The organism is Nonomuraea sp. NPDC049129 (assembly GCF_040648495.1).
Classification (GTDB): domain Bacteria; phylum Actinomycetota; class Actinomycetes; order Streptosporangiales; family Streptosporangiaceae; genus Nonomuraea.
The window spans coordinates 28266-52709 of the sequence record NZ_JBEZDU010000004.1; the positions used below are offsets into that span (position 1 = coordinate 28266).

A 24444-nucleotide genomic window follows, 5' to 3' on the forward strand; every position below is an offset into this window, starting at 1 on the left:
GGCGCTTGGAAAAAGATGAGGGTCAGCGGGCGGGGGTGCCGGGTCTGACCGGGGCGTTGTCGGTTGCAGCCGGTTCGTCGTCGGTGGTCGCCGGTTCGTCGGCGACCACCACCGCGACCGCCGATGCGGCGGCGCCGCGGCGCTGGAAGCGCTGCTGGGTCTGGTCGAGGATGACCGCGACGATGATCACGGTGCCCTTGATGAAGATCTGCCAGAACGTCGAGACGCCGACGATGACCAGGCCGTCGGCGAGGAAGCCGATGACCAGGGCGCCGACGAGAGTGCCGCGTACGTTCCCGCGCCCGCCGGACAGGGCGGCGCCGCCGATGACGACGGCCGCGATGGCGTTGAGCTCGAAGCTGTCGCCGGCCTGTGGCGCGGCCGAGGTGAGCTCGGAGGCGATGATGAGGCCGGACATCGCGGCGCAGGCGCCGGAGATCATGTAGACGATCACCTTGACGCGCTGGACGGGGACGCCGGTGAGTTCGGTGGCCCGCTCGTTGCCGCCCGTGGCGTAGAGCCAGCGGCCGAAGGGCGTCGAGCGCAGGAGTACGGCGACGACGGCGGCGAGGATGATCATGATCCAGATCGCCACCGGAAGGCCGAGCGGCCGGCCGCCGCCGATCCAGTCGAAGCCGGTGTTGTGGGTGCTGGGGTCGCCGCCGAGCTTGGGATAGGTGGTGCCGCCGGAGATCAGGAGCGCGGCGCCGCGCGCGACGTACAGCATGCCCAGCGTCGCGATGAAGGGCGCGACGTTCAGTCTGGTGATGAGCAGGCCGTTGATGCTGCCCATCACGGTGCCGGCCGCGATGCACAGGATGACCACCGCCCACACCGGCGGGTAGGCGATGACGCCGAACAGGCTCAGATGTACGCCTTGGAGCAGTTCGCCGGCGATCACGCCCGACAACCCGACGATGGAGCCGACCGACAGGTCGATGCCGCCCTTGAGGATCACCAGCAGCATGCCGAGCGCCAGGACGGCGTTGATGGCCACATGCTTGATCATCGTGATCAGGTTGTCGACGGTGAGGAAGGAGTCGGACAGCAGGGCGAAGACGATGATCAGGACACCGAGCGCGATGAACGCACGTAGCTCGAAGATCGAATTGAGCGTCTTCAGGCGGCGCGCCTCCGCCGCCGCCCGGCGGCGTTGCCGCAGCACGGCTGCGTGGTCGTTGGTCAGGGTGTCAGCCATGGCTAACCTCTTCGGTGGTGTCGGCGCTGTCGGCCAGGCTCATCAGCTGGTCGCGGGTGATCTCGCCGGCTCGGAGGTCGGCGATCAGCCTGCCGCGGACCAGGACGAGCAGGCGATCGGGTATGTGCAGCGCCTCTTCGGTCTCAGATGTGGTGAACAGCACCGCCAGGCCGCGTTCGGCCTGCCGCGCCATCAGTTCGAAGACGTCGGCCTTGGCGGCGACGTCCACGCCGCGGGACGGTTCGTCGAGCAGCAGTACGCGGAGGCCGGTCATCAGGGCCTTGCCGATGACGACCTTCTGCTGGTTGCCGCCGCTCAGCGAGCCGATCGGGGCGTCGGGGCCGCTGGTCTTGACGGTGACATCGGTGATCATCTTCTGGACGGCGGCGCGTTCCTTCGTGCGGTTCACGAAGAGGCGGCGCACGAAACCGGTCAGCGCGGCCAGGGACAGGTTCTGGCCCACGCTCATCGTCTGGACCAGCCCGTCACGCTGGCGGTCCTCGGGGACCAGGGCCAGCCCGGCCTGGATGCGGCTGCGTACGTTGCCGACGACCGGCTCCCCGTACAGGCGGATCTCTCCCGATTCGGCGTGCAGGCGGCCGGCCAGGCACTCCAGGAGTTCGGTACGGCCGCTGCCCATGAGCCCGTAGATGCCGACGGTCTCGCCGGCGCGGACGGTGAGCGAGACGCCGTCGACGGCCAGGCGGTCGGGGTTGGCGGGGTCGGCGACCGACAGTTCGACCATCTCGAGCGCCACCGGCCCGAGTTTGGGCTCGCGGGTCGGGAAGAGGTCGTCCTGGTCGCGGCCGACCATCTTGCGTACGACCCAGGCGAGGTCGACGTCGTCGGCGGCGGCCGTGGCGACCATGGAGCCGTCGCGGAGCACGGCCACGTCGTCGGCGATGTCGAGCGCCTCTTCCAGGTGGTGGGAGATGTAGACGATCGCCACGCCTTCGGCCGTGAGCTCGCGGATGACCTGGAAGAGGACCTCCACCTCCGGGGCGCTCAGCGCCGACGTCGGCTCGTCCATGATCAGGATCCGGGCGTCCTGCAGCAGCGCGCGGGCGATCTCGACGAGTTGCTGCTGGCCCAGCCGCAGGTCGCCGACCATCAGGTCGGGGTTCAGCGCCCCGTCCAGACGGCGGAGCACGCCGGCCGCCAGCGAGCGCATGGTCGCGCGGTCGACGAGGACGCCGCCGCGAGTCCGCTCCCGCCCGAGGAACAGGTTGTCCTGGATGCTGAGGTTCGAGCACAGGCTGAGTTCCTGATGGATGATCGAGATGCCGCGATCGGCCGCGTCGCGGGCGCTGCCGAACTCGACGACCTTCCCGTCGAGCTCCACCTGGCCGGTGGTGGGCGACTCGACCGCGCTGAGGATCTTCATCAGCGTCGACTTGCCGGCGCCGTTCTCGCCGAACAGCACCACCACGCGCCCCGGGACGATGTCGAGCGAGACGCCCTTGAGCGCCTGCGTCCCGCCGTACACCTTGGTGACGTCGACCGCCCGCAGCACTGGGGTCGCCGTCACGACGCCGCCTCGACGGAGATCGGCGTGACGGTCAGTACGTCGGCGGTCAGTGGCGTCATCGCGCCGACCACGGTGACCTTCTTGCCGTCGAGTGACGGGACATCGAGCGACGACAGCACCTTCGCCTTGACCTCGTTGTTCAGGGCGGTGCCCGCGTCGGCGTAGTCGACCTGGTTGACGAACTGGCCGAACGCGATGAAACCGACCGCGTCGCGCAGCGCCGTGCCGTTGATGGCCGGGCCGATCTGCACCTGGACCCTGGCCTTGCCGATGCCGGGCACCTCGACCGGCAGCAGGCCGCTCTTCGCCGAACCGGCGGTGCCGGTCAGCGTGACGGCGTAGCTGTACGGCCCGGTGCCGGCGCGGTGGCCGTACTTCTGGCCGGCCGCGTCCGTGTCGTCGGCGATCGCCTTGCTCAGCGTGACGATGTCGACGGCCTTGCTCTTGATCGCCGGTACGACCTTCGGCCCGTAGGTCGCGGCGCCGTAGCGGGCCGGGTCGAATTTCGCCTGCTCGCCGGCGCGCGGCGCGGTGTCCGAGCGGTACGTCGTACTGGCGATGATCGCGATGATCACGAGCACGAGCGCGATCAGGCTGCCGCGGCCCAGCGTGAGCCAGCCGGGCCGGGTGGATTGCACTGCTGTCATGACGTACTCCCGTTCGCGCGTGCGCCGAGGTCGCGGGCGACCGTGAGGCGCTGGTGCCATCTCGCCGCGGCTGCCCTGCGGTGCTCCGCGCTCCAGTCAGGGGTGAAGATCTCCACGTCGCCGTCGGCCCGGCGTTCGAGGTCGGCGGTGGTCCACAGGCCCAGGCCGAGACCGGCCAGGTCGGCCGCGCCGCCCGCCGACAGCTCGTGATGACGGGTGCGGGCCACCTCGACATCGCTGAGGCCGGCCTGCAGCCGCATGAGCGCGGTGCTGCGGGTCAGGCCGCCGTCGGCGACGATCCGGCGCAGGCCCGGCATGGCGGTCAGGACGTCGTCGACCTGGTGCGCCACCGACTCCAGGGCCGCCCGCGCGAGCTGCTCCCGTCCGGTGCCGAGGTCGAACCCGGCCAGCACCGGCACCGCCCGGGGGTCCCACCACGGCGCTCCCAGGCCGCCGAATGCCGGTACGAGGGTGACGTCGCCCGCGTCGGAGCCGGCCGCCAGGTCGACGACCTGGTCCGCGGAGATGCCGAGCAAGTCCGCCAGCCAGGTCAGGGTCCGGCCGGTGGAGCGGATGTTCGCCTCGCTGGCGAACGTCGGCCCCTGCCCGGTGGACCAGGCGATCGTGTCGCAGACCGGGCTGCCCGGCCCACCCAGCCCAGGCGACTCCGCGACCGTCATCACCGACGATCCCGTGCCGTAGGTCACCTTGACCACGCCCGGCCGCCAGCCCGCGTGCGCGAACAGCGCGGCGTGCGAATCGCCCAGCACCGCGAGCACGGGCACCCCGGCGGGCAGCGGGTCCAGGTCGCGGACCGTGCCGAAGGGGCCGGTGGAGGCGACGACGCGGCCCAGCGCCGCGCGGGGGACGCCGAAGATCTCCAGCAGTTCGTCGTCCCAGTCACCGGTCGCGAGGTTCAGCAGCTGAGTGCGGGAGGCATTGCCCACCTCGGTGACGAATTCGCCGGTGAGCGCGTCGAGCAGCCACGCGTCCACGGTGCCCAGGCGCAACTCGCCGCGCCCGCTGCGCTCGCGCGCCGGGTCGTGCCGGTCGAGCAGGGCGCCCATCTTCAGCGCCGAGAACATCGGGTCCAGCGGGAGCCCGGTACGACTCCGGACCAGGTCGCCGTACCCTTCGTCCAAGAGCTGGGCCGCTCGGTCCGCGCCGCGCTGGTCCTGCCAGCCGACCAGTGGCGCGACCGGCCGTCCGGTCGCCGCGTCCCACAGGACCACCGACTCGCGCTGGGTGCTCAGCCCGATCCCGCGTACGGCCCGCGGATCGGCCTGCCGCAGGCAGGCGGCGACGGCGTCGCGGACGCTGCCGAGCAGTTCCTCGGCGTCCTGCTCCGCCAGCCCCGGAGCCGGGTGGCTCTGGGACAACGGCGCACTGGCGCGGGCCACGACCTGGCCGGCGGCGTCGACCAGCAGGGCCTTGGTGGAGCCGGTGCCCTGATCGATGGCGAGGACGAGCGGTTCCATCAGTCCCGTCCCAAAGCCTCACGGGCGGCCTTGACGATGCCCTCGGCGTTCAGGCCGAAGTGGTCGAGCAGGAAGGACGTGCTTCCCGTCGGTGCGAACGTCGGGACGCCCAGCATGCGTACGGGCACGGGATGGCGCTCCGCGACGACCTTGGCGACGGCGGCGCCCAGACCGCCGGACAGCAGGCCCTCCTCCGCGGTGATGATCGCGCCGGTCTGCTCCGCGGCGGCGACGACCTCGGCCACGTCCAGCGGCTCGACGAAGGTCATGTTGACCACCCGCGCGGTGAGGCCCTCCGCGCGCAGGAGCGCGGCCGCGTCGAGGGCCCGCGAGACCATCGTGCCGATCGCGATCACGGTCACGTCGTCGCCTTCGGCCAGGCGCGTCGCCCGGCCGGCCTCGAAGGGCGTGCCCGCCGGTGTCACCGCGGGGACCTTGAAGCGGGGGATCCGGATATAGGAGGGGAGACCGGACGCCGCGGCCCAGCGGACGGCGTCGCGAGTCTGCGACGGGTCGGCCGGGACGACGATGCGCAGCCCGGGGACGGCGCGCATCCAGGACAGATCCTCGATGGAGTGGTGGGTGGGTCCCAGCTCGCCGTACGCCATGCCCGGGCTCTGCCCGCACAGCACCACGTGCCGGTCGCTGTAGGCCACGTCCGCCTTGATCTGCTCCAGGGCGCGCCCGGTGAGGAACGGCGCCGCGGCGGAGACGAAGGGGATGAAACCGGCGTTGGCCAGGCCGGCTGACACGCCGACGAGGTCCTGTTCGGCGATGCCGACGTTGATCAGGCGGTCGGGGAACTCCTCGCGGAATTTGACCAGGTTGCTGGATCCGACCGAGTCATTGCAGACCGCCACGATCCGCTCGTCGGCGCGGGCCAGGGCGGCCAGCTCCTCGCCGAAGTCGACGCGGCAGTCGAACGTGGGGGCCTGCTCGGCGAGGGCGGTCATCGGCTCAGCTCCTCGAGCGCGAGCTGGACCTGCTCGTCGGTGGGCACCTTGTGGTGCCACTCGACCCGGTCTTCCATGAATGAGACACCCTTGCCCTTGACGGTGTTGGCGATGACGGCGACGGGCTTGCCCGTCGACGACGGCGCGTACGCCTGCTTGATCGCGGCGTGGTCGTGGCCGTCGATGACGCGCACCTCCCAGCCGAAGCTCGCCCACTTCTGGTCGAGCGGCTCCAGCGACTTGGTGTCCTCGGTACGCGCGCCCTGCTGCAGCCGGTTGCGGTCGACCACGGCCGTCAGGTTCGCCAGGCCGTAGTGGGCGGCCGTCATGGCCGCCTCCCAGTTGCTGCCCTCCTGCATCTCGCCGTCGCCGAGGACGACGATGGTGCGCCAGGTCTCGCCGCGCAGCTTGGCGCCGAGGGCGCAGCCGGTGGCGACCGGGAAGCCGTGCCCGAGCGGGCCCGTGTTGGTCTCCACGCCGGGCACCTTGACCCGGTTGGGGTGGCCGTTCAGCGGCGACAGCGGCGCCATGTACTCGGCGAGCCGATCCTGGGGGAAGAAGCCGCAGGAGGCCAGCGTCGAGTACAGCGCGGCGGCGCAGTGACCCTTGCTCAGCACGAACCGGTCACGCAGGGGGTTGGCCGGGTCGTGCGGGTCGAGCCGCAGTGTCCCCCACATGGCGGTCACCAGCAGGTCCGTCACCGACAGGTCGCCACCGACGTGCCCCATCCGGGCCGCCTGGATGGTCGTGAGGATGTCGCGCCGGATGCGGGTGGCGATTCCGGCCAGCTCGGGGGCCGCCTCGGCGGGCGAGGCCGCGCGCAGGAGCGCACTCCGCTCGACGTAGGCGTTGGCGACGGGCGCGTCCAGTTCGAGGGGCCTGGACGCGATCTTCACGGCGGTCATGCGGACTCGCTCTCGGCGAGTGCCCGGTAGAGCGCCCGCTTCGCGATGCGCTGGGCGCCGAGGGCGTCCTGCGCCGACTGGGCGGCGGCGAGCGCGTCGCGGTCGAGGTAGCCCAGCGCGTGGTGGAAGGCGCGCATGGTGCGGATGCCCGCCCGCGCCGCCTCGACGGAGTCCTCGCGGAACGGGAACTGGTCGAGCTGCCAGACGCCCTGCCAGCCGGCGTCGCGCAGGGCGAAGAAGAACTCGAACGTCTCCAGCAGGTGCACCGAGCCGACGACCATGTCGTCGTCCCAGCCGCGGAAGTTGTCGTTGACGTCGATCGCGAAGAGTTTTCCGCGGCTCATCGCCATCTTGGCGGCCTCGGCCGGTGTCTCGCCGCCGTACAGGGAGTGGCCGAAGTCGAGCAGGATGCCGACGTTGTCCACGCCCATGTCCTCGATCGCGAGCAGGGTGCGCGCGACGGAGGAGAAGACCATCCGGTTGCGCGGCTCGCGCGGCTTGTACTCGATCGCGAACTTCAAGTCGGGGAACGCCTGCGCGAGCTCGCGGACCGCGCCGACCGACTTGTCCCACAGGTCGGTGTAGTCGGCCTGGAAGGGATAGTCGTAACCGTCCTGCCCGGGCCACAACTTGACGTAGTCGACACCCAGCTCACGCCCGACTTCGGCCGCGGCCGCCACCAGGTCGATGGCGTCCTGGCGTACGGCGGGGTCGGGGTTGGTGAAACCGCCCTTGGCGAACTTGCCCGTGTAGAACTCGGGCGTCACCGCGATCGCGCGCAGGTTCTGCTCGTCGAGCGCCGCCCGAACCTCGGCGGTGCTGATGCCGCCGGGCGGAAACGGCCAGTTCAGGTCGACCACGGACAGGTCGCCCACTGCCCCGGCAAGCTTGATGCAGTCCAAGACCGTCTTCGGCTCGCCGTAGCCGTCGGTCGCATACCGGTCGACATAGGTGGCAAAGTGCCAGATGCCGGCCCCGTAGACCGGCTCATCGTGGGGCTGAATGTTTATGCGATCACGATCAGACATGCAAGCAAGTTACGGGAGGATGAAAAGAGGTGTCAATGGGGTGCCCTTGGTCATGCGTCGGCAACCTTGACGACATCCAGGAGCAGCATGAATACTGCGCATGCCCTTCGCCACTCAGCGGTGAATAGGTATTCGCAGAAGGAGTTGCCGTGCCCCCCTCCAGACTCCCCGCCCCCCGGAGCAGGCGACGTATCCGGGCATTGACCTGCATGATCGCGGCTCTCGGCATGACTGTCGCCACGCTCCCCGCGGCGGCCGAGGCCGACAGCATCCACCCGGAAGGGAACCTGCCCAGAACGGTCGTCACCACCGACATGGAGCAGGACGACTACGCCTCGCTCATCCGTTATCTGCTCTACACCAACGAGGTCGACACCGAGGGGATCATCTACAGCAGCGGCAGGTTCCACTGGTCAGGAGATGGCAAGGGCACGCCGTTCTTCCTCCCCGGCCGGGAGTACACCACGCCGCAGACCTCATGGCGATGGACCGGGACGCGGACCATCCAGGACCAGGCCCTGCGCGCGTACGCCGAGGTCTACCCCAATCTGCGCAGGCATGACTCCCACTACCCCGCGCCGGGCGAGCTGCTGTCCAAGGTCAAGATCGGCAACATCGAGTTCGAGAACGAGATGGCCAAGGACACCGAGGGCTCCGACCTCATCCGCGACCTGCTGCTGGACCACGATTCCCGGCCGCTGTACCTCCAGGCGTGGGGCGGCACCAACACGATCGCCCGGGCCCTCAAGTCGATCGAGGACCGCTTCGGCCGCACGAGGCAATGGCCTCGCGTCAAGGCCGCGGTCTCGAAGAAGGCGGTGATCCTGGCCAGCGGCTTCCAGGACGACACCTACGCGCAGTACATCGCTCCCGTCTGGCCGGAGATCCGCGTCGAGAACCTGGCGGCAGGCTATGCGACCTGGGGTTACAACTGCGAGCGCGGGCAGGGCAACGTCCGAGGCCTACCGGCTGACCGCGTCTACTTCAGCGGCGCGTGGATCAAGAAGAACATCCAGATCGGGCCGCTGGGCTCGCTCTACCGGTCATGGCTGGACGGCCAGTCGATGCCGGGCGACCAACTCGACATCTTCGGCGACCCCGAGCGTGCCGCGGGCGGCTGGTGCAAGCCGCTGGCGCCGTACGACTTCCTCTCCGAGGGCGACAACGTGGCCTTCAACCCCTTGCTCAACACCGGCATCCAGGAACCGGAGAACCCGCTGCTCGGCGGCTGGGGCGGCCGCGCGACCCAGACGACCACCACGCCGAACCTGTGGACCATGGTGGGCGCGGAGAAGGACGAAACCGGCGCCGACGTCAAGAACTACACGACGCTGCGGTGGGCCGGAGCCGCGCAGAACGACTTCGCGGCCCGCATGCGGTGGACCCTGACCCCCAAGTACCGCGACGGTAACCACCCGCCCACGGTCGACATTGACGGCAACGACACTGTCCGGGCCCGGCCCGGCTCCGTCGTCACGCTGACCGGCCGCACCACCGATCCTGACCGGGACTCTGTGACGCTCCGCTGGTCGCAGTACCGAGAAGAAGGCAGCTACCCCGGCACCGCCACGATCACCGACCGCGGTCGCGGCCGGGCCGCCGTCACCGTCCCGGCGGACGCGACACCGGGCCAGACCATCTCGATCATCCTCCAGGGCACCGACGGCGGCACGTTCCCCCTCACCCGCTACGACCGCGTGTTCATCCGGGTCGTCTGACGATGCGCGACATCACCCGGCGAGCCGTCATGCCCGCCGGGTGATGTTGGTCAGTAGGCGGCGTCGAGTTTCGCTCGCTGTTCCGCCGTCAACTCCAGGTCCGCCGCGGCCAGGCTCTCCTCCAACTGCTCGACCGAGGAAGCGCCGACCAGCGGGATCACCGGGATCTCGCCGCCGATGAGCCAGGCGAGCACCACCTGGTTGACGGTCGCTCCTGTCTCCTGGGCCACTTCCCGCAGCGCCGCGAGACGCCGGGGGGTGCCCGCGTGCTCGAACGCGTCGCCGAGCGGCTTGTCGTCACGTACGTAACCGCCGCTCAGCAAGGGTGAGTAGGCGACCAGCGCGAGTTCGGGCTCAGCTCGCAGGTAGCTGAGCAGATCACCGCCGACCACGCCGAGGTTGCCGTCCTGAGAGCGCAGCGTCGGAAGATCGGTGCGCTGACGGAGGTACGTGTGGTGATATTGCACGACCTCATAGCCGGGCAGCCCCGCCGCGGCCGCCAGGTTCCGGGCCCGCTCGAGTCGCCACGTCCAGTGATTGCTCGCCCCAAGTAGACCGACAGTGCCTTCCTCGACCAGACCCGCGAAACCCTCGACCGTCTCCTCCAGCGGTACCTTCCAACCTTCGAGGTAGGCGTGTGCGTACAGGAGATCCAGCTTGTCTACGCCAAGCCGCTCCCGGCTGCGCTCCGAGGATTCCCGGATCACCCGGGCCGACAAGCCCTCAAGGTCATGGCTGAGGGCAGACGATGGAACGTTCGGCCGCCCGCCGAGCTTGGTGGCGATGACGATCTCGTCCGTGATGCCGCGGCTGCGTCGCCAGCGGCCGAGCAGCGCCTCGCTTTCACCCCCCTGAGTGCCGTTGACCCAATAGGCGTAGTTGTTGGCGGTGTCGAGGAAAGTGCCGCCGGCCTCGACGAAGCGGTCGAGGATGGCGTACGACGTCGCCTCGTCGATGGTGGTGCCGAACAGCATGGCGCCAAGACTCAGCACACTGACCTGACGACGGGTCTTCGGACCACTGCCGATCGTGCGATACCTCATGGGAATCCCTTCCAAATTGAGCGTTGGGCGGGATTGTGCACCCTAGAGGCGACTCGAGGTCAATGCGTCAGGCGCGCTCGAATTCTGCCGGGCGGCCATTCACGATTCGTTGACACCGCATAGACGCTCAGGCAAGGCGCTCCTTTTCGGCTGGTCGTGGCATCGGGGCGGGCGATGTCCGCTCCGGATGGCACAGCCCCAGCAGGCGCAGCGCGGGCACCGTCATCACGGTGGTGATCAGCGCCATGAGCATCAGCACCGTGAACGTGCCCGCTCCGATCACGCCGATGCTGAGCCCCGTGCTGAGCACGACGATCTCGGTGACGCCGCGCGCGTTCATGAGGACGCCGAGGCCGAGCGCGAGCCGTCCCGGCATGCCGCCGGCCCAGGCGGTCACGGCGGCGGTGCCGAGTTTGCCGAGGACCGCGGCCACGAGCAGCACCGCCCCGCCCAACAGCACCGTCGGGTCGTCGAAGGCCATGCGTACGTCGGCCTGCAGCCCGATCGAGGCGAAGAACACCGGCAGCAGCAGCGCGCGGTTGAGTGAGGCGAGCCGGTCGGGCACCGTGCCCAGGACGCGGGCGTTACGGGGGATCACGACGCCGGCCAGGAGGGCGCCGAAGATCGCGTGTGCGCCGATGACGTCCGTCGCCGCCGCCAGGGAGAAGATCAGGCCCAGGACGAGCACGAGGCTGGCGGGCGCGGGCAACCTGGTCGCCGCGTACCTGTCGGCCAGGGTCTTGAGCGCGGGGCGGAGCACGAGGAGCGCGACGAGGACCAGGATGGCGGAGAGCAGCATCGTGGTCAGCGCGCCGGCGGGTGAGCGGGCGTGCGCGAGCGCGATCACCGCGGCGAGCGCACACCACGCGAGTACGTCGGCGATGCCGGCGCACAGGATGGCCAGCGAGCCCAGCCGGGTGCCGGTCAGGCCGACTTCCTGCAGGATCCTGGCCAGCACGGGTAACGCGGTGACGCTCAGCGCGGTCCCGATGAACAGGACGAACTCCGTCTTGCCCGCCGTCGGGCCGGCGAGCGCGGAAGCGAACGGGATCGCCGCGACCGTGCCCAGGGCGAAGGGGACGGCCACCATTGACAGGGCGGCGACGCCCACGACGGTGCGTTGCCTGCCCAGGGCGGTGTGGTCGAACTCCGTTCCCACGGTGAAGATGAAGATCGCCAGTCCGGCCTGGGCGAGCAGGTTCAAGTGCTGCATGGCGGCGGCGGGCATGATCAGCTCGGTCGCCGCCGGCGCCAGCGCGCCCAGCGCGGACGGCCCCAGCAGCAGCCCGGCCACTATCTGTCCCACCACTGAGGGCTGGCCGATCCGACGGGCCGCGATGCCGCCGAGTGAGGCCAGTCCGCCGATGACCGCCACGGCGAGGAACAACCTCAGGATCGACTGGATGGGCGTCGCCTCCGCTGCCGGCGATGGCACCACCCCGCGCGCCACCGGGTGGACACCCCAGCCGAAGACCATCAGGAGCGACACGGCGGCCACGGCGGTCAGCGTGAGCGCGATCACCAGACCCCAGGCCGGGGCGGGCAGGAGGCGTTGTTCGGTGTCTTCGAGCGGGTTCTGTCCACGCATGCTGACGCCCCCTCCGGCGGTCTGCGATGGCTACATGGGTTGCGCTTTGAAGGGCTCAGCCGACGACCGGGCCGCTCGCCCGCCGACCAGCAGCAGCGCGCCGACGGCGGCGACCATCCCGACGGCGATGACCGGTACGAGGGCCTGGAAGCCCGGCCCGGCGACCACCAGGCCGAACATCGGCGGGCCGAGCAACGATCCGAGGCTGCCCGCCTGAGCGACGACGCCGTTGCCGACATCGGCGTGGTCGAGACGGTCCAGCACCATCGGGAGCGCGGCGAAGACGAGGGCGCCCAGGAAGCCGTTCTCCATCGAGATGATCGCCGCGCCGACCTGCGCCGCCGTCAGCGAGGCCGCGCCACCGTACATGAGCCAGGCCGCCGGGACGGTGAGGAGTCCGACCAGCGCGAGCACGCGGACCGGCGTGCCACGGCGGAGCAGCACTCCCACGGCCAATCCGCCGAGCGCGCTGAGCAGGGAGATCACCGAGGTCACCGCGCCGGCGGCGGTGGCCGTGCGGCCGTACTCCTCGATGAGGAGCGTGGGCAGCAGGACGATCACCGGAATGGTCACCAGCGCGCCCAGGCAGAAGGCGAGGGCGAGTGCCGCCGGCCACTTCAGGGCCCCGATCTTGGGAACGGGTCCGGCCGCCGCCTGCCGGCCGGACCCGCGCGGCAGCCGTACCCAGACCACCAGGGCCATCGCCAGCGTCAGTGCGGCGATCAGCCCGATCCAGCCCCGCCAGCCCAGAGCGGAGCCCAGCACGCCGCCCCCAAGGGTGCTCAGTCCGATGCCCACGGCGACGAACGTGGCCCAGATCGACAGGGCGGTGCCGCGGTCCCGTTCGCCGGCCAGGCGGAGGATCAGCGCCGGGCAAGCGATGGTGACCAGGACGTATCCGGTGCCTTCGACGCCTCTGGCGGCCAGCAACCAGCCGAAGTCGCCCGCCCACACGCTCGCCGCGCTCGCCGCCGCGATCAGGACCAGCCCGGCGATCAGCGACCGCTCCGTGCCGAAGCGGCGGACCAGGTATCCGGCGGGCAGGCCGACGACGGCGCCCACGCCGACGACCGCCGAGATCACCCAGCCCAGTTCCGACAGCGACAGCCCGAGCTCACCGGCCACGGCCGGCCCGACGGAGGCGAACTTGCCGAGGCTCATCGCCGCGGCGACCCCGCCGAGGTAGACGAGGGCGATCAGCACCCACTGGGAGCGCTGCGGCGATTGCTCGCCCGGCTCCGAGATGCCTGGCGTTGGCTGGCGATCCATGAATCTCCTTCGATCTAATCTGGTTCATCCGCCGCTGCGGTCAGGCGCGCCTGGATGCCCACCAGCCCGGCTCCGGCGAAGGAGAAGCGCACGTCGGCGGGCCGGCGATGGCGGGACACACGGTGACCGTCCTGGACATGGATCCACAACCAGGCCGCGTCCAGATCCAAGGCGACGGGGCCGCTGTCGGTGGTCGGGCGGGGAGGGACGGCGTACCGGCTCAGTGGCGCCAGCAGTTCGGCGGGCAGCCCGATGAGGTCGACGTCGAGCACGCGGGAACGGCCGTCCATGTCAACGGCGAGCAGGACGCCGCGGGTGACCGCCACGACGGAATCGGCGGAGACGGGGGCGGCCAGACGCAGTTCGAGCAGGCCGGAGGACGCGCGCCAGCCGGCTCCGTCCGCGGGGACGAGCCGGTCGTTCGTGGTACGGATCAGCATCGCGACACGTTCGAGGCGAGGAGGCCGATTCCCGATTCGGTGACGTCGACCGCTCCGGCCGACAGCAGGACGTCGATCGTCTCAGGGACGTCCCCGCGCAGCAGCACTCCCTGGAGCACGACCACATTCTCGTCCGCCAGGTCCGACCCGGCGCGCCACGATCGGCCGGGCATCGCGGTGACCACCTGGGGCAGGCTTTCGGCCAGCGTCCGGACCGTCAGCAGCACGTGGGAGGGGCCGACCCAGGCGCCACGCAGCAGCAGCGCGATGTTCTGGATCACGCCGCGTTTGCTCTTCTCGGCGTACGCGGCCGGGTTGGCGATCAGTTGCGCGCCGCAGGTCCGGATGGTCTCGATGATCCGCAGGTTGTTCTGGCGGAGCGAATGGCCCGTCTCCACGACGTCCATCATCACATCGGCCAGCTCCGGGATCTTGGCTTCCGTCGCGCCGTAGGACACGACCACCTCGGCCCGCCGTCCGGCGGCCTGGAAGAAGCGGCGGCCGATGTTCGGGTATTCGGTGGCCACACGGACGCCGTCGGGCAGATCGGTCACGCTGGTGGCGGGGTGGTCGGCCGGGGCCGCGAGCACCAGCCGCCATGGCCGCTCGGTGTTCCTGGAGTAGTCGAAGGACTCCGCCACCTCGACCTTGGCGCCGGTCTCCTCGATCCAGTCGGCGCCGGTCAGTCCGAGGTCGAACGTCCCGCTCTCGACCGCCAAGGGGATCTCGCGCGGCTTGTAGAACGCGACGTGCGTCACGCCGGTGTAGTCGATCACGCCACGGTACGACCGTTCGGAAGGCCGCCGGATGGGCAGCCCCGCGGCCGCGAACAGTTGCAGGGCCCGCCGCTCCAGCGACCCCTTCGGCAGTACGAGGGAGAGCATGATTCCTCCTCGGAAACTACACATGCAGAAGACGGTCGATGCCGGTGATGGGCGGTTCGGCGAGGTCGGCCGGGCGTACCTCTATTTCTCCCACCACGAGGTCCGTCGGCCAGGAGTCGACGATGGTGCCCACGCAGCGGGCGACGGACCGCGTGCTCATCTTGTGCGCCGAGTCATCGCCGTCCAGGTTGGCGATGGCTCCCGGAGAGACGAGGCAGGCCCGGACCCCGTTGCGGCGTTCCTCCAGCAGCAGCGTCTCGACCAGCGCCTTCAGCCCGGCCTTGGTGGCGCTGTAGGCGGCGCCGCCCTCGAAGTAGCGGGTGCCGGCGTGGCTGCCCATCGCGACGAAGACGCCACGGCCGGCCCGCAACGCGGGCAGGACGGCCTTGACCAGGTGGAAGCTGGCGCTGAGGTTGATCGAGACCAGCCGCTCCCAGTCCGCCTCGGTCAACTCGGCTATCGGGTCGAGAACCCGCTCGACCGCGTTGGACACGCAGACGTCGATCCGGCCCGCCTCGTCGAGCACCTGGCCGACCCCCCTCCTGATCTGCGCGGGGTCGGCCAGATCGCACCGGAGCTCCCCGAGCCAGTCCTCCCTCGCCAAGGACCGGTTCAGGGAGAACAGGCGGTAGCCGCGGTCGCGTAGTTCCCCGGCGATGGCCTTTCCGCTGCCGCGATTGGTGCCGGTGACCAGCGCGACCCGGGCGTCACTTGATGACATCGAGGACGCGACTCCACTGGTTGACGATCTCGTCTCCTTCGACACCGTCCCGGAACAGGTCCTTGTCCAGGGGGGATCCGTCCTCGTGCCGCAGCCGGATGCAGTCCTGGGAGATCTCGGAGATGACGGTCAGCTCGCCGTTGCCCGCCTGCCCGAAGATGAGGCAGAAGTCCCACACGTCCAGCGGGCGCAGCCACGATCGCAGCACGTCGTTGACGGCGAGCGCGCGTTCGCGCATCTCCTCGACCGGCAGCCCGAGGACTCTCAGGTAGTCCTCGCCGATCGGCTGGTCCTCGGGGTCGATCCGGTAGTCGAACTTCACGACCGGGCGGGGCAGCGGCGCGCCGTCCTCGAACAGGCCGGGGTACTTCCGGGTGGTCGATCCGGTGGCCCTGTTCTTCACGATCACTTCGAAGGGGGGCGCGGGGCAGTAGTCGGCGAGGTAGGAGTCCTCGGCGACCCGTTCCCTGAACGCGCACCGCACCCCCGCGGCCTCGATCATGGCCGCGGCCCTTTCGTAGAAAGCGAGCCGCAGCGGGCCGGTGCGCTCGACGATTTCATCACGCTGGTAGGTGAAACTGCGCAGGCTGGGGATTATCTGCACGAGGCACTGCCCGCCGGGCAGTAACCACAGACGCTTACTGCGCCCGATGATATCCGGGCTTCCCCGGGTCGCTTCGTGGTCCACGTCGCCTCCACATCACCGCCGACAATGGCCCACACAACTTGATATGCGGCGACCGTTTTGTCAACCCTGGAAAAAGGTTCACTTGACGGCGCTCTCGAAGCCTTGCTATGTCGCCGCCGAGTCGCCTGGCCCGCGCGTGATCGGCGCCGCGTGATCTCTTTTCTTTTCATCGCGCGGGGAACCCGGAATATCGGTTGACCCTGGAAAAAGGAGTACTTGACGCAGTCCGGCCGGGCGAAGGTATTGTCGCTGGAATTACATTTCGATCTTATTAAGCCTGGCCCGGAAGGAGAGGATCATTGTTGCAATATGAGCGGATCGCTCACTCGAAGATCACCAAAAAGTTCAGGGCAGAAGGACAACAGCTCCTGTTCTCGCGAGGTAAGAGAGGCGAGGTGTCGGACGCGAACGGCGTGCCGTACATCGACTTCGTCATGGGTTATGGGCCAGTGATAATCGGCCACTCGGACGACCTCTTCAACGAAATTCTCGGCGGCTATCTGGCCAACGGCATCATGATGCCGGGGTTCACCACGTTCCACCAGGAATATCTGGAACGACTGCTGGGCGAGCGGCCCGGAGATAGGGGCGCGTTCTTCAAGACCGCCTCGGAGGCCGTCACCGCGGCTTTCCGGCTGGCCGCTATGCGGACCGGCCGGCTCGGAATCGTCCGCAGCGGCTACGTCGGCTGGCACGACTCCCAGATCGCCAACTCCCTGAAGTGGCACGAGCCGCTGCACTCGCCCCTGCGCGAGAAGCTCCGGTACACCGACGGGATGCGCGGGATCGGCGAGTCCGAGCCCGTACTGAACTGGGTCGATCTTCGCCTGGAGTCACTGTCAGAGCTGCTGGAGCGGCACCGGGGCCGGTTGGGCTGCTTCGTCTTCGACGCCTACCTGGCCTCGTTCACCACACCTGACGTGCTGCGGCAGGCCGTCGCGATGTGCCGCGAGGCCGGCCTGCTGACCGTCTTCGACGAGACCAAGACCGGCGGCCGGATCTCGGCGCTGGGCTATGACCATGACAACGCCATCGGCTCGGACCTGATCGTGATCGGCAAGGCGCTGGCCAACGGGGCGCCGCTGAGCATCCTGGTGGGCGGCGCCGACCTGCTCGCCCACGCGGAGCGGGCCCGGCTCAGCGGCACGTTCTCCAAGGAGATGATCGCCATTTACGCCGCACTGGCGACCAGGGACATTCTGGAGAAGCCCACCCAGGACGCGCCGGACGGCTGGGCCGAGGTCGGCCGGATCGGCACCGAGGTGGCGGCCGTTCTCTCCGCTGCCGCCAAGGAGGCGGGGGTGGCGGACCTGCTCGGCGCCCGCCCGGTGCTCGGCGGCGGGATGTTCGAGCTGGTCTATCACGACGAAGCGCTCCTTGGCGACAAGGAGCGGCGTGAGGCGCTGCTCGGCGCTCTCACCGGCGCCGGCATCCTCCTGCTCGAAGGGCACCCGTCCTTCGTGAGCCTGGCCCATCGTGACCTCGACTGGAGCGACTTCCATGACCGGGCGCGCCGCGCCTTCCAAGACTGGAACGGAGCCGACCGTGGCTGATCTCCTGCGCCTCGCGCTCGTCGGCTGCGGCCGGCAGATGCAGCAGAACCTCTTCCCCTTCCTGCAGCGGATCCGTGGCTACCAGGTCGTGGCCTGCGTCGACCCTGACCTGTCGCTGGCCGCCGAGGTCCAGGCCTTGGCCCGCGGCGCGGTCTGCGCCGACTCCATCGAAGCGATCGACCTCAAGACCGTGGACGCGGCGATCCTCGCAGTGCCACCGGAGCCTTCCTACCGGCTCACCCGGCAGCTGGCCGAACGCGGCGTCGACTGCTTCGTCGAGAAGCCGGCCGGGCCGTCCACCGACGCGCTCCAGGATCTGGAGCGCGTGGTGTGCCGCAGCGGCCGGCACGTTCAGGTGGGCTTCAACTTCCGCTACGCCGAAACCCTCCAGCGGCTGCACGAGTTGAGCACCGACATCCGGTCCAGTCCGTGCTCGGTGACCATCGACTTCTACAGCCGCCACCCGTCCGCTCCGCAGTGGGGGGTGGACACGACCCTGGAGGCGTGGATCCGGCACAACGGGGTGCACGCCCTCGACCTGGCCTGCTGGTTCGTGCCCTCGCCTGTCGTCCAGGTGGACGCGCACGCCATCCCCGGCGCGCCCGACCGCTTCCAGGTGAACCTCTTCCTGCGTCACGACGACGGCTCACTCTCGACGCTGCGCATGGGCAACCATGTCAAGCGTTTCCTGGTGGGCGTCGAGGTGCAGGGCATGGACGGCAGCCGCTACAGCGCCCCTTCCCTGGAGCGGGTGACGCTCGAACTGTCCGACGGCCTGCCGTACGGCCAGGAACTGCACAGCACGCGCAACCTGGACCACGGCTGGGCGCGCAGCGGGTTCGGACCGGAGCTCCAGGCCTTCGTCGACGCCTGCCGTGCGACGCGGGACGGGCACCAGACGAACGGCCACGCCAAGGACGCACCGTCGATCACCGATGCCCTGGCGGCGTCCGTGCTCTGCGACCGGGCGATGGAGGAACTGAACGCGGCGGGGGAGAACGGCTCCGGCCTGCTGAAGCATCCGGTCCAGGCGTGGGCGTAGGCGGAAGTCGCGGTGAGCGGAGTGAGACATGGCTGAGGAGACGCGGCCGGCCGGTGGTGCCCCACCGGCCGCGTCCCGGAGCATAGGGGGGTGGGTCGCCGGTCATCTCCGGCGGCACAGGATGCTCCTGCTGCTGTTCGCGATCACGGCGGTGGCGGCCAACCTCTGTTCGACGCTCATCCCCGTACAGATCGGCGCGGCGTTCGCCGAGGCCACCGGCGCCCGCCACGACCTCGCCGCGGTCGGGGCGGCGGCGATCACGGCCGGCCTGCTGGCGGCCGGCCGGTTCGCCGCCGACCTGATGTCCAACGGCTCGATGGAGATCATCGCCCAGCGGGTCAAACGGGATGTACGCGACGAGCTGTACCGCAGCCTGCTGGCCAAACGCATGTCCTTCCACGACCAGCAGCGCATCGGCGACATCCTGGCGCGGGCCATCAACGACGCCAGACTCGTCGACTACATGCTCAGCCCCGGGGTCGCCACCGCCGCCAACGGCGTTCTGGCGCTGCTGGTCCCGATCCTGTTCATCGCCACCTTGAACGCCCAGCTGCTCCTGGCTCCCGGCGTGCTGGTGCTGGTGTTCGCGTACGCGCTGTACTACCACCTGCGCCGACTGAACCCGCTGGTCATCCGCACCCGCGAGACCTTCGCCGACCTCAACGAACGCTTCTCCGCCACCCTCGCCGGCATCGCCACCGTCAAGGCGTCCACACAGGAGGACCTCGAACGGCGAGCGTTCAGGGACACCGCCGCCGCCTACCGGGACGCGTTCGTCAGGCGGGGCAGAGCGCAGGCCGTCTACCTGCCGGCGCTTAGCTTCGCGCTCGCGATGGCGATCGGCGCCCTCCACTCCCTCTACCTCTACTCCCAGGGCGGGCTGGGCCTGGCCCAGGTGGTGACCTATCTCGGCTGGCTGGTGCTGTTCGCGCAGCCGGTCACCATGTCCGAGCAGGCCGTTCCGGTCATCCAGGAGGGCTTCGTCGCCGCCGGCCGGATGCGGCAGATCATCGAGGGCGACCCCGCCGAGCGTGAGGACGCCCGGGGCACGGTGACGGAGATCAACGGCGCGATCACCTTCGACCACGTGTCCTTCCGTCACGGAGGCAAGGACATCCTGCGCGACGTCTCCTTCCACCTGCCCGCCGGCCGCACCCTCGCCGTCGTCGGACCCACCGGCAGCGGCAAGAGCATGCTCGTCAAGCTGGTCAACCGGATGTACGACGCCACCGAGGGACGGGTGCTGATCGACGGCCGGGACGTGCGCGAGTGGGAACCGGGCGCGCTGCGCCGCCAGATCGGCCACGTGGACCAGGAGATCTTCCTGTTCGCCAAGAGCGTGCTGGACAACATCGCCTTCGGCTCGCCGGACGAGGCCGAGTACGAGAACGTGCTGCGCGTCGCCAAGCAGGCGTGCGCGGACGAGTTCGTACAGGAGATGGAGCACGGCTACGCCACCATCCTCAACGAGGGCGGGACGACGCTGTCCGGCGGGCAGCGGCAGCGGCTGGCCATCGCCAGGGCGCTGCTGACCGAGCCGCGCGTCCTCACCCTGGACGACGCGACCAGCGCGGTCGACGCCCGGACCGAGACGGCCATCACCGAGGCGATCGAGCGCGCGGCGGCCGGCCGTACCACCGTGCTGGTCTCGCACCGCCCCGGCCAGATCCGGCGCGCCGACGTCATCCTGCTGCTGGACGGCGGGCGGGTTGTCGACCAGGGATCGCACGACGAACTGATCGCGCGCTGTGCGCTGTACCGGGAGATCTACACGTGAGCGACCTCTTCGCGGGCCTGCACGCCGACGAGTACGACCGCGTCTATGGCAACCGCCGGCTGCTGGCCCGAATCCTGCGCTACCTGCGGGCCCAGCACGGCGCCATGCTCGGCTCGGCCGTCCTCGTCGTGGGGTCGGTCCTGCTGACCGCATCGGTGCCGATCGTCATCTCCCGCATGATCGACCAGATCGGCGGGGGAGCCGGGCTGGGCCTTCAGCTGTGCGTGTTCGTGGTCGCCGCGGCGGCGCTGGCCTGGGCGATGAACTGGGCCCGCCAGGCCATCACCGCCCGGCTGGTGGGCAGGATGGTCTACCGCCTGCAGTGCGAGGCCGCCGACGCCGCGCTGGCCAAGGACGTCGCGTTCTACGACGAGAACTCGGTCGGGAAGGTGCTGAGCCGCGTCACCGGCGACACCGAGGGCTTCGGCTCGGTGATGACCCTCGCCCTGAACCTGCTCAGCCAGATGCTCCTGGTGCTGCTGCTCGGCGGCGCGGTGTTCTGGATCGACGTCGACCTCGGCCTGATCATCCTGGCGGCGCTGCCGATCCTGCTCGCCGCGGCCCTGGCCTTCCGCAGGGTGGCCAGGACGGCGGCGGCGGCCACGCGCCGGGTGATGGCCAGGGTCAACGCCAACGTGCACGAGACGATGATGGGCATCTCGGTCGCCAAGAGCTTCGGCCGGGAACAGACGGTCTATCGCGACTTCGACGCGGTCAACCGGCTGTCCTACCAGGTCTACGTCAGGCAGGGCCTCATCTACGCGGTCATCCTCCCGGTCCTGACGCTGCTGGCCGGTCTGGCCACGGCCGTGGTGCTCTACCAGGGCGGCCGGTTCGCGGTGCTCGGCGGGCTCTCGCCGGGGGAGTGGTACTTCGCCCTGCAGGCGCTCGGCATGCTGTGGCAGCCGGTCACGCAGGCGGCGGCCTTCTGGAGCCTCTTCCAGCAGGGGCTCGCGGCCGCCGAGCGGGTCTTCGCGCTGATCGACAGCGAGCACGCCGTCGTCCAGCGCGGGAACGAGCCGGTGACCGCCCTGGCCGGTGAGATCGAGGCGCGCGGCCTGCGCTTCGGTTATGGGCCAGGCAGCACGGTGTTCGAGGATTTCGAGGTACGGCTCGCCGCACGGGAGACGGTCGCCGTGGTCGGGCACACCGGCGGCGGCAAGTCCACGCTGGCCAAGCTGATCGCCAGGGCTTATGAGTTCCAAGGCGGCGAGCTGCTGGTCGACGGCCGCGACATCCGCTCGCTCGACCTGCGGGCGTACCGGCAGCGGGTGGGTGTCGTCCCGCAGCACCCGTTCGTCTTCGCGGGCACGCTCGCGGAGAACATCGCGTACGGCCGGCCAGGGGCGAGCCGCGCGGACACCGAACGCGCCATCGAGCGCATGGGGCACCACGTGTGGTCGCGGAGCATGCCGATGTCCCTGGACGACCACCTGAGCGCTGGCGGCCGGGGGGTGTCGGTCGGGCAGCGGCAGCTCATCGCCCTGGCCCGGATGTTCCTCCGCGAACCGGACATTCTGCTCTTGGACGAGCCGACGGCCAGCGTCGACCCGCTGACCGAGCGGGGCATCCAGGACGCGTTGTCCCGGCTGTTCACCGGCCGGACGGTGCTGGTGATCGCCCACCGGCTCTCGACCATCCGGCGGGCCGATCGCGTCCTGGTCCTCGACCAGGGCGAGGTCGCCGAGGAGGGCCGCTTCGACGAGCTATTGCGGCGCGACGGCCCGTTCGCCGCCCTGTACGCGACCTACTACGCGCACCAGGAGGCGGTATGAGCGGCTGTGCTCCGCATCCGGTGGAGTTCGAGCGCGTCCAGCGGGAGGCGGCGGCGGAAGGCGTGCGGTGCGTGGTGGGCGCCGTTCTCGTCAACTCGGCCGGTGCGGTGTTCATGCAGCGGCGCGCGCCCCACGTGCGGCTGTTTCCGGGCTGCTGGGACATCGTCGGAGGGCACGTCGAAGAGGGGGAGACGCTGTGCGGGGCACTCGCGAGGGAGATCGAGGAGGAGACGAGGTGGCGACTGGTCGAGGTGGACGGCGTGGTGGACGTCTTCGACTGGAGCGATGGCGACGGAGCGCGCAGACGCGAGATCGACGTGCTCGCCACCGTCGCGGGCGACCTGACCCGGCCCCGGATCGAGCAGGACAAGTTCGTCGAGGCCCGCTGGATGGATCGGGCCACGCTGCGGCGCATGGCGTCGGCCGCCACCGACACCGGCATGATCGACCTCGCCCTGCGAGCTCTCATGAAACAGGCTTAGGAGGACTGCATGGTCTCGCTCGCGCTGCCCAAGGGGTCGTATCTTGAGCGGCCGATCCTGAGCCTTTTCACCGCCGCCGGTCTCGACGTGCGCAGAACCTCGGACCGCAGTTATCGGGCGAGTATCGAGTACGGCGATCGCCTGAAAGTGGCCTTCTACAAACCGCGCGAAATACCGCTGGTCGTCGAGAGCGGCGCCTTCGACCTCGGCCTGACCGGCACCGACTGGATCGAGGAGACCGGCGCGAAGGTCGAGTTCGTGGAGGCGTTCACGCACGTCGTGGGGGCGGATCCGCCCTGGCGGATGGTGCTCGCCGTTCCGGGCGATCATCCGGCGGAGAGCGCCGACGATCTGCTGCCCGGAATCCGGGTCGTCACCGAGTATCCGAAAATCGCCCGGCAATTCTTCGAGAGCCGGTCATTGCCGGCCGAGGTGATTCATTCCTTCGGCGCCGGAGAGGCCAAGATTCCCGAACTCGCCGATGCCGTCATCGACGTCGACGGACCCGATTCGGCAATGGCGCACCACCATATGCGGATTATTTGCACACTACGTTCGTGCGTCCCCCACCTCATCGCCAGTCCGGCCGCCTGGCGTGACGCGGACAGGCGGACCAGAATTCAGAAGGTCGCCCGGCTCCTGGGTTCGGTCGGCGCGGGCGCGGCATGTGCGCTGCTGACAGTGCGCACCTCCGCGCGCGACCTGCCGCGCGTGGCCAGATCCATGCCGGAGCCGTCCTGGCGGGCCGGCACCGGCCTCGCGGACGCCGACCTGGTGGTCCTCCAGGGGCTGGCGCCACGGCGGAACCTGGCCGAGACCATCGACGGCGTCCTGACGGCGGGTGCCCTCGACGTCATCGAATCGCAGGTCGCGAAATGGGTGACGCCGCACCTGACCGAGCAGCCGCTGTGAAGCGCCGGATGATCGTGTGCGACCTCGACGGGACCCTCCTGGACTCCCGTGGCCTGGTGTCGGAACGTACGCGGGCGGCCGTGCGCCGCGTACAGGACGCGGGGCACGTGTTCGTCATCGCGACGGCCCGGCCGGTCCGTGACACGCGGCACGTGGCGGCGGCGGTCGGTGGCGCGCCCATCGCGGTCTGCGGCAACGGCTCCATCACCTTCGACTTCGTCCGGGAGGAGGTGGTCGACTACTGCCCGCTGGCCGAGACGCGCCTGGTGACGGCGCTGTCGGTGTTGCGCGACCGGTTTCCCGGCGTGCGTCTGGGCGCGGAGTGCCGGATGGAGCTGCTGCTGGAGGACGCCTTCGAACTGCCCGACCCCTTGTCACGGAGCGCGCGGCGGGTGCCACGCCTGGAGGAGGCGCTTGCCCGGCACGAGGTCGGCAAGCTCATGGTGCAGTTGGAGGGGAACGCCCGCGAGTACTACGAGGGCGTACGCGCGCTCCTTTCCGGGTGCGAGGTAACCATCTCGGCGGACGTGTTCTGCGAGGTGATGCGCGCCGGTGTCACCAAGGCGGCCGCCCTGGAGTCGATGGCGGGGCGGCTCGGATTCGGCAGCGCGGACGTCATCGCGTTCGGCGACATGCCGAACGATCTGCCCATGCTGACCTGGGCGGGAACGGCGGTGGCCGTCGCCAACGCCCATGCGGCGGTGCTCGCGGCGGCCGACGAGGTGACCGCGTCCAACGACGACGACGGGGTCGCCGAGCGGCTGGAGCAACTCATCTGAGAACCCTTGACACTTGTCTGATGAGTATTCACGATG

Annotated in this window: 22 protein-coding genes; 8 read left to right on the forward strand and 14 right to left on the reverse strand. The window is 69.8% G+C overall.

The window, feature by feature from the left end; all coding sequences use genetic code 11:
• Positions 1 to 22: 22 nt before the first annotated feature.
• Genes AB0B64_RS12995 through AB0B64_RS13025 form a run of 7 tightly spaced genes read right to left on the reverse strand, consistent with a single transcriptional unit; the run spans position 23 to position 7737 of the window.
• Entirely contained in the window at positions 23 to 1198 is a 1176-nt protein-coding gene (locus AB0B64_RS12995; RefSeq protein ID WP_358176990.1) for an ABC transporter permease, read from the reverse strand.
• Complete coding sequence (locus AB0B64_RS13000) at positions 1191 to 2726, reverse strand: sugar ABC transporter ATP-binding protein (protein ID WP_358176993.1); 1536 nt, start codon at positions 2724 to 2726, stop codon at positions 1191 to 1193. The genes AB0B64_RS12995 and AB0B64_RS13000 overlap by 8 nt, the downstream gene beginning before the upstream one ends.
• Positions 2723 to 3373, reverse strand: coding sequence for a DUF2291 domain-containing protein (locus tag AB0B64_RS13005; protein WP_358176995.1), 651 nt, complete (start codon positions 3371 to 3373; stop codon positions 2723 to 2725). Before AB0B64_RS13005 ends, AB0B64_RS13000 begins: the two co-directional genes overlap by 4 nt.
• On the reverse strand, positions 3370 to 4851 hold the full coding sequence (locus tag AB0B64_RS13010; RefSeq protein ID WP_358176998.1) for an FGGY family carbohydrate kinase: 1482 nt from the start codon (positions 4849 to 4851) through the stop codon (positions 3370 to 3372). Before AB0B64_RS13010 ends, AB0B64_RS13005 begins: the two co-directional genes overlap by 4 nt.
• On the reverse strand, positions 4851 to 5804 hold the full coding sequence (locus tag AB0B64_RS13015) for a transketolase C-terminal domain-containing protein (RefSeq protein ID WP_357941636.1): 954 nt from the start codon (positions 5802 to 5804) through the stop codon (positions 4851 to 4853). Before AB0B64_RS13015 ends, AB0B64_RS13010 begins: the two co-directional genes overlap by 1 nt.
• Complete coding sequence (locus AB0B64_RS13020; protein WP_358177001.1) at positions 5801 to 6709, reverse strand: transketolase; 909 nt, start codon at positions 6707 to 6709, stop codon at positions 5801 to 5803. The genes AB0B64_RS13015 and AB0B64_RS13020 overlap by 4 nt, the downstream gene beginning before the upstream one ends.
• Positions 6706 to 7737 (reverse strand): sugar phosphate isomerase/epimerase family protein, encoded by a 1032-nt coding sequence (locus tag AB0B64_RS13025; protein ID WP_357941640.1) that lies wholly within the window; start codon positions 7735 to 7737, stop codon positions 6706 to 6708. Before AB0B64_RS13025 ends, AB0B64_RS13020 begins: the two co-directional genes overlap by 4 nt.
• Before the next feature lie 227 nt (positions 7738 to 7964).
• On the opposite strand from AB0B64_RS13025, the gene AB0B64_RS13030 reads away from it, so the two are divergent.
• Positions 7965 to 9455: a nucleoside hydrolase-like domain-containing protein gene (locus tag AB0B64_RS13030; protein ID WP_358177004.1), complete on the forward strand. Its 1491-nt coding sequence runs from the start codon at positions 7965 to 7967 to the stop codon at positions 9453 to 9455.
• A 50-nt stretch (positions 9456 to 9505) separates the two neighbouring features.
• On the opposite strand, the gene AB0B64_RS13035 is transcribed toward AB0B64_RS13030, so the two are convergent.
• The 7 genes from AB0B64_RS13035 to AB0B64_RS13065 all read right to left on the reverse strand — a co-directional run bounded on the left by AB0B64_RS13035 (position 9506) and on the right by AB0B64_RS13065 (position 16088).
• Positions 9506 to 10498, reverse strand: coding sequence for an aldo/keto reductase (locus AB0B64_RS13035; RefSeq protein ID WP_358177007.1), 993 nt, complete (start codon positions 10496 to 10498; stop codon positions 9506 to 9508).
• 127 nt (positions 10499 to 10625) lie between these two features.
• Positions 10626 to 12086 carry a cation:proton antiporter gene (locus AB0B64_RS13040; RefSeq protein WP_358177010.1) on the reverse strand — a complete coding sequence of 487 codons (1461 nt, stop codon included), beginning with the start codon at positions 12084 to 12086 and terminating at the stop codon, positions 10626 to 10628.
• A 30-nt stretch (positions 12087 to 12116) separates the two neighbouring features.
• Complete coding sequence (locus tag AB0B64_RS13045; RefSeq protein WP_357941648.1) at positions 12117 to 13355, reverse strand: MFS transporter; 1239 nt, start codon at positions 13353 to 13355, stop codon at positions 12117 to 12119.
• A gap of 14 nt (positions 13356 to 13369) precedes the next feature.
• On the reverse strand, positions 13370 to 13795 hold the full coding sequence (locus AB0B64_RS13050; RefSeq protein ID WP_358177013.1) for a hypothetical protein: 426 nt from the start codon (positions 13793 to 13795) through the stop codon (positions 13370 to 13372).
• Entirely contained in the window at positions 13789 to 14679 is an 891-nt protein-coding gene (gene hisG, locus AB0B64_RS13055; protein ID WP_358177015.1) for an ATP phosphoribosyltransferase, read from the reverse strand. Before hisG (AB0B64_RS13055) ends, AB0B64_RS13050 begins: the two co-directional genes overlap by 7 nt.
• 16 nt (positions 14680 to 14695) lie before the next feature.
• Positions 14696 to 15400, reverse strand: coding sequence for an SDR family NAD(P)-dependent oxidoreductase (locus AB0B64_RS13060; RefSeq protein ID WP_357941654.1), 705 nt, complete (start codon positions 15398 to 15400; stop codon positions 14696 to 14698).
• Positions 15387 to 16088, reverse strand: coding sequence for a phosphoribosylaminoimidazolesuccinocarboxamide synthase (locus AB0B64_RS13065; protein WP_357941657.1), 702 nt, complete (start codon positions 16086 to 16088; stop codon positions 15387 to 15389). The genes AB0B64_RS13060 and AB0B64_RS13065 overlap by 14 nt, the downstream gene beginning before the upstream one ends.
• A gap of 302 nt (positions 16089 to 16390) precedes the next feature.
• Here AB0B64_RS13065 and AB0B64_RS13070 point away from each other — a divergent pair, with 302 nt between their 5' ends.
• The 7 genes from AB0B64_RS13070 to AB0B64_RS13100 are packed head-to-tail and all read left to right on the forward strand — an operon-like array spanning position 16391 to position 24408.
• The gene (locus tag AB0B64_RS13070; protein WP_357943092.1) at positions 16391 to 17641 is read left to right on the forward strand and encodes an aminotransferase class III-fold pyridoxal phosphate-dependent enzyme; all 1251 of its coding nucleotides are present in this window, start codon (positions 16391 to 16393) and stop codon (positions 17639 to 17641) included.
• Entirely contained in the window at positions 17634 to 18683 is a 1050-nt protein-coding gene (locus tag AB0B64_RS13075) for a Gfo/Idh/MocA family oxidoreductase (protein ID WP_358177018.1), read from the forward strand. The genes AB0B64_RS13070 and AB0B64_RS13075 overlap by 8 nt, the downstream gene beginning before the upstream one ends.
• Positions 18684 to 18711: 28 nt before the next feature.
• Positions 18712 to 20460, forward strand: a complete 1749-nt coding sequence (locus tag AB0B64_RS13080) for an ABC transporter ATP-binding protein (protein WP_358177021.1) — start codon at positions 18712 to 18714, stop codon at positions 20458 to 20460.
• Entirely contained in the window at positions 20457 to 22235 is a 1779-nt protein-coding gene (locus AB0B64_RS13085) for an ABC transporter ATP-binding protein (RefSeq protein WP_357941663.1), read from the forward strand. Before AB0B64_RS13080 ends, AB0B64_RS13085 begins: the two co-directional genes overlap by 4 nt.
• On the forward strand, positions 22232 to 22717 hold the full coding sequence (locus AB0B64_RS13090; RefSeq protein WP_357941665.1) for an NUDIX domain-containing protein: 486 nt from the start codon (positions 22232 to 22234) through the stop codon (positions 22715 to 22717). The genes AB0B64_RS13085 and AB0B64_RS13090 overlap by 4 nt, the downstream gene beginning before the upstream one ends.
• Positions 22718 to 22726: 9 nt before the next feature.
• Positions 22727 to 23629 carry an ATP phosphoribosyltransferase gene (gene hisG / locus AB0B64_RS13095; RefSeq protein ID WP_357941667.1) on the forward strand — a complete coding sequence of 301 codons (903 nt, stop codon included), beginning with the start codon at positions 22727 to 22729 and terminating at the stop codon, positions 23627 to 23629.
• Positions 23626 to 24408 (forward strand): HAD hydrolase family protein, encoded by a 783-nt coding sequence (locus AB0B64_RS13100; RefSeq protein WP_358177024.1) that lies wholly within the window; start codon positions 23626 to 23628, stop codon positions 24406 to 24408. The genes hisG (AB0B64_RS13095) and AB0B64_RS13100 overlap by 4 nt, the downstream gene beginning before the upstream one ends.
• The last annotated feature ends 36 nt before the right edge of the window (positions 24409 to 24444 follow it).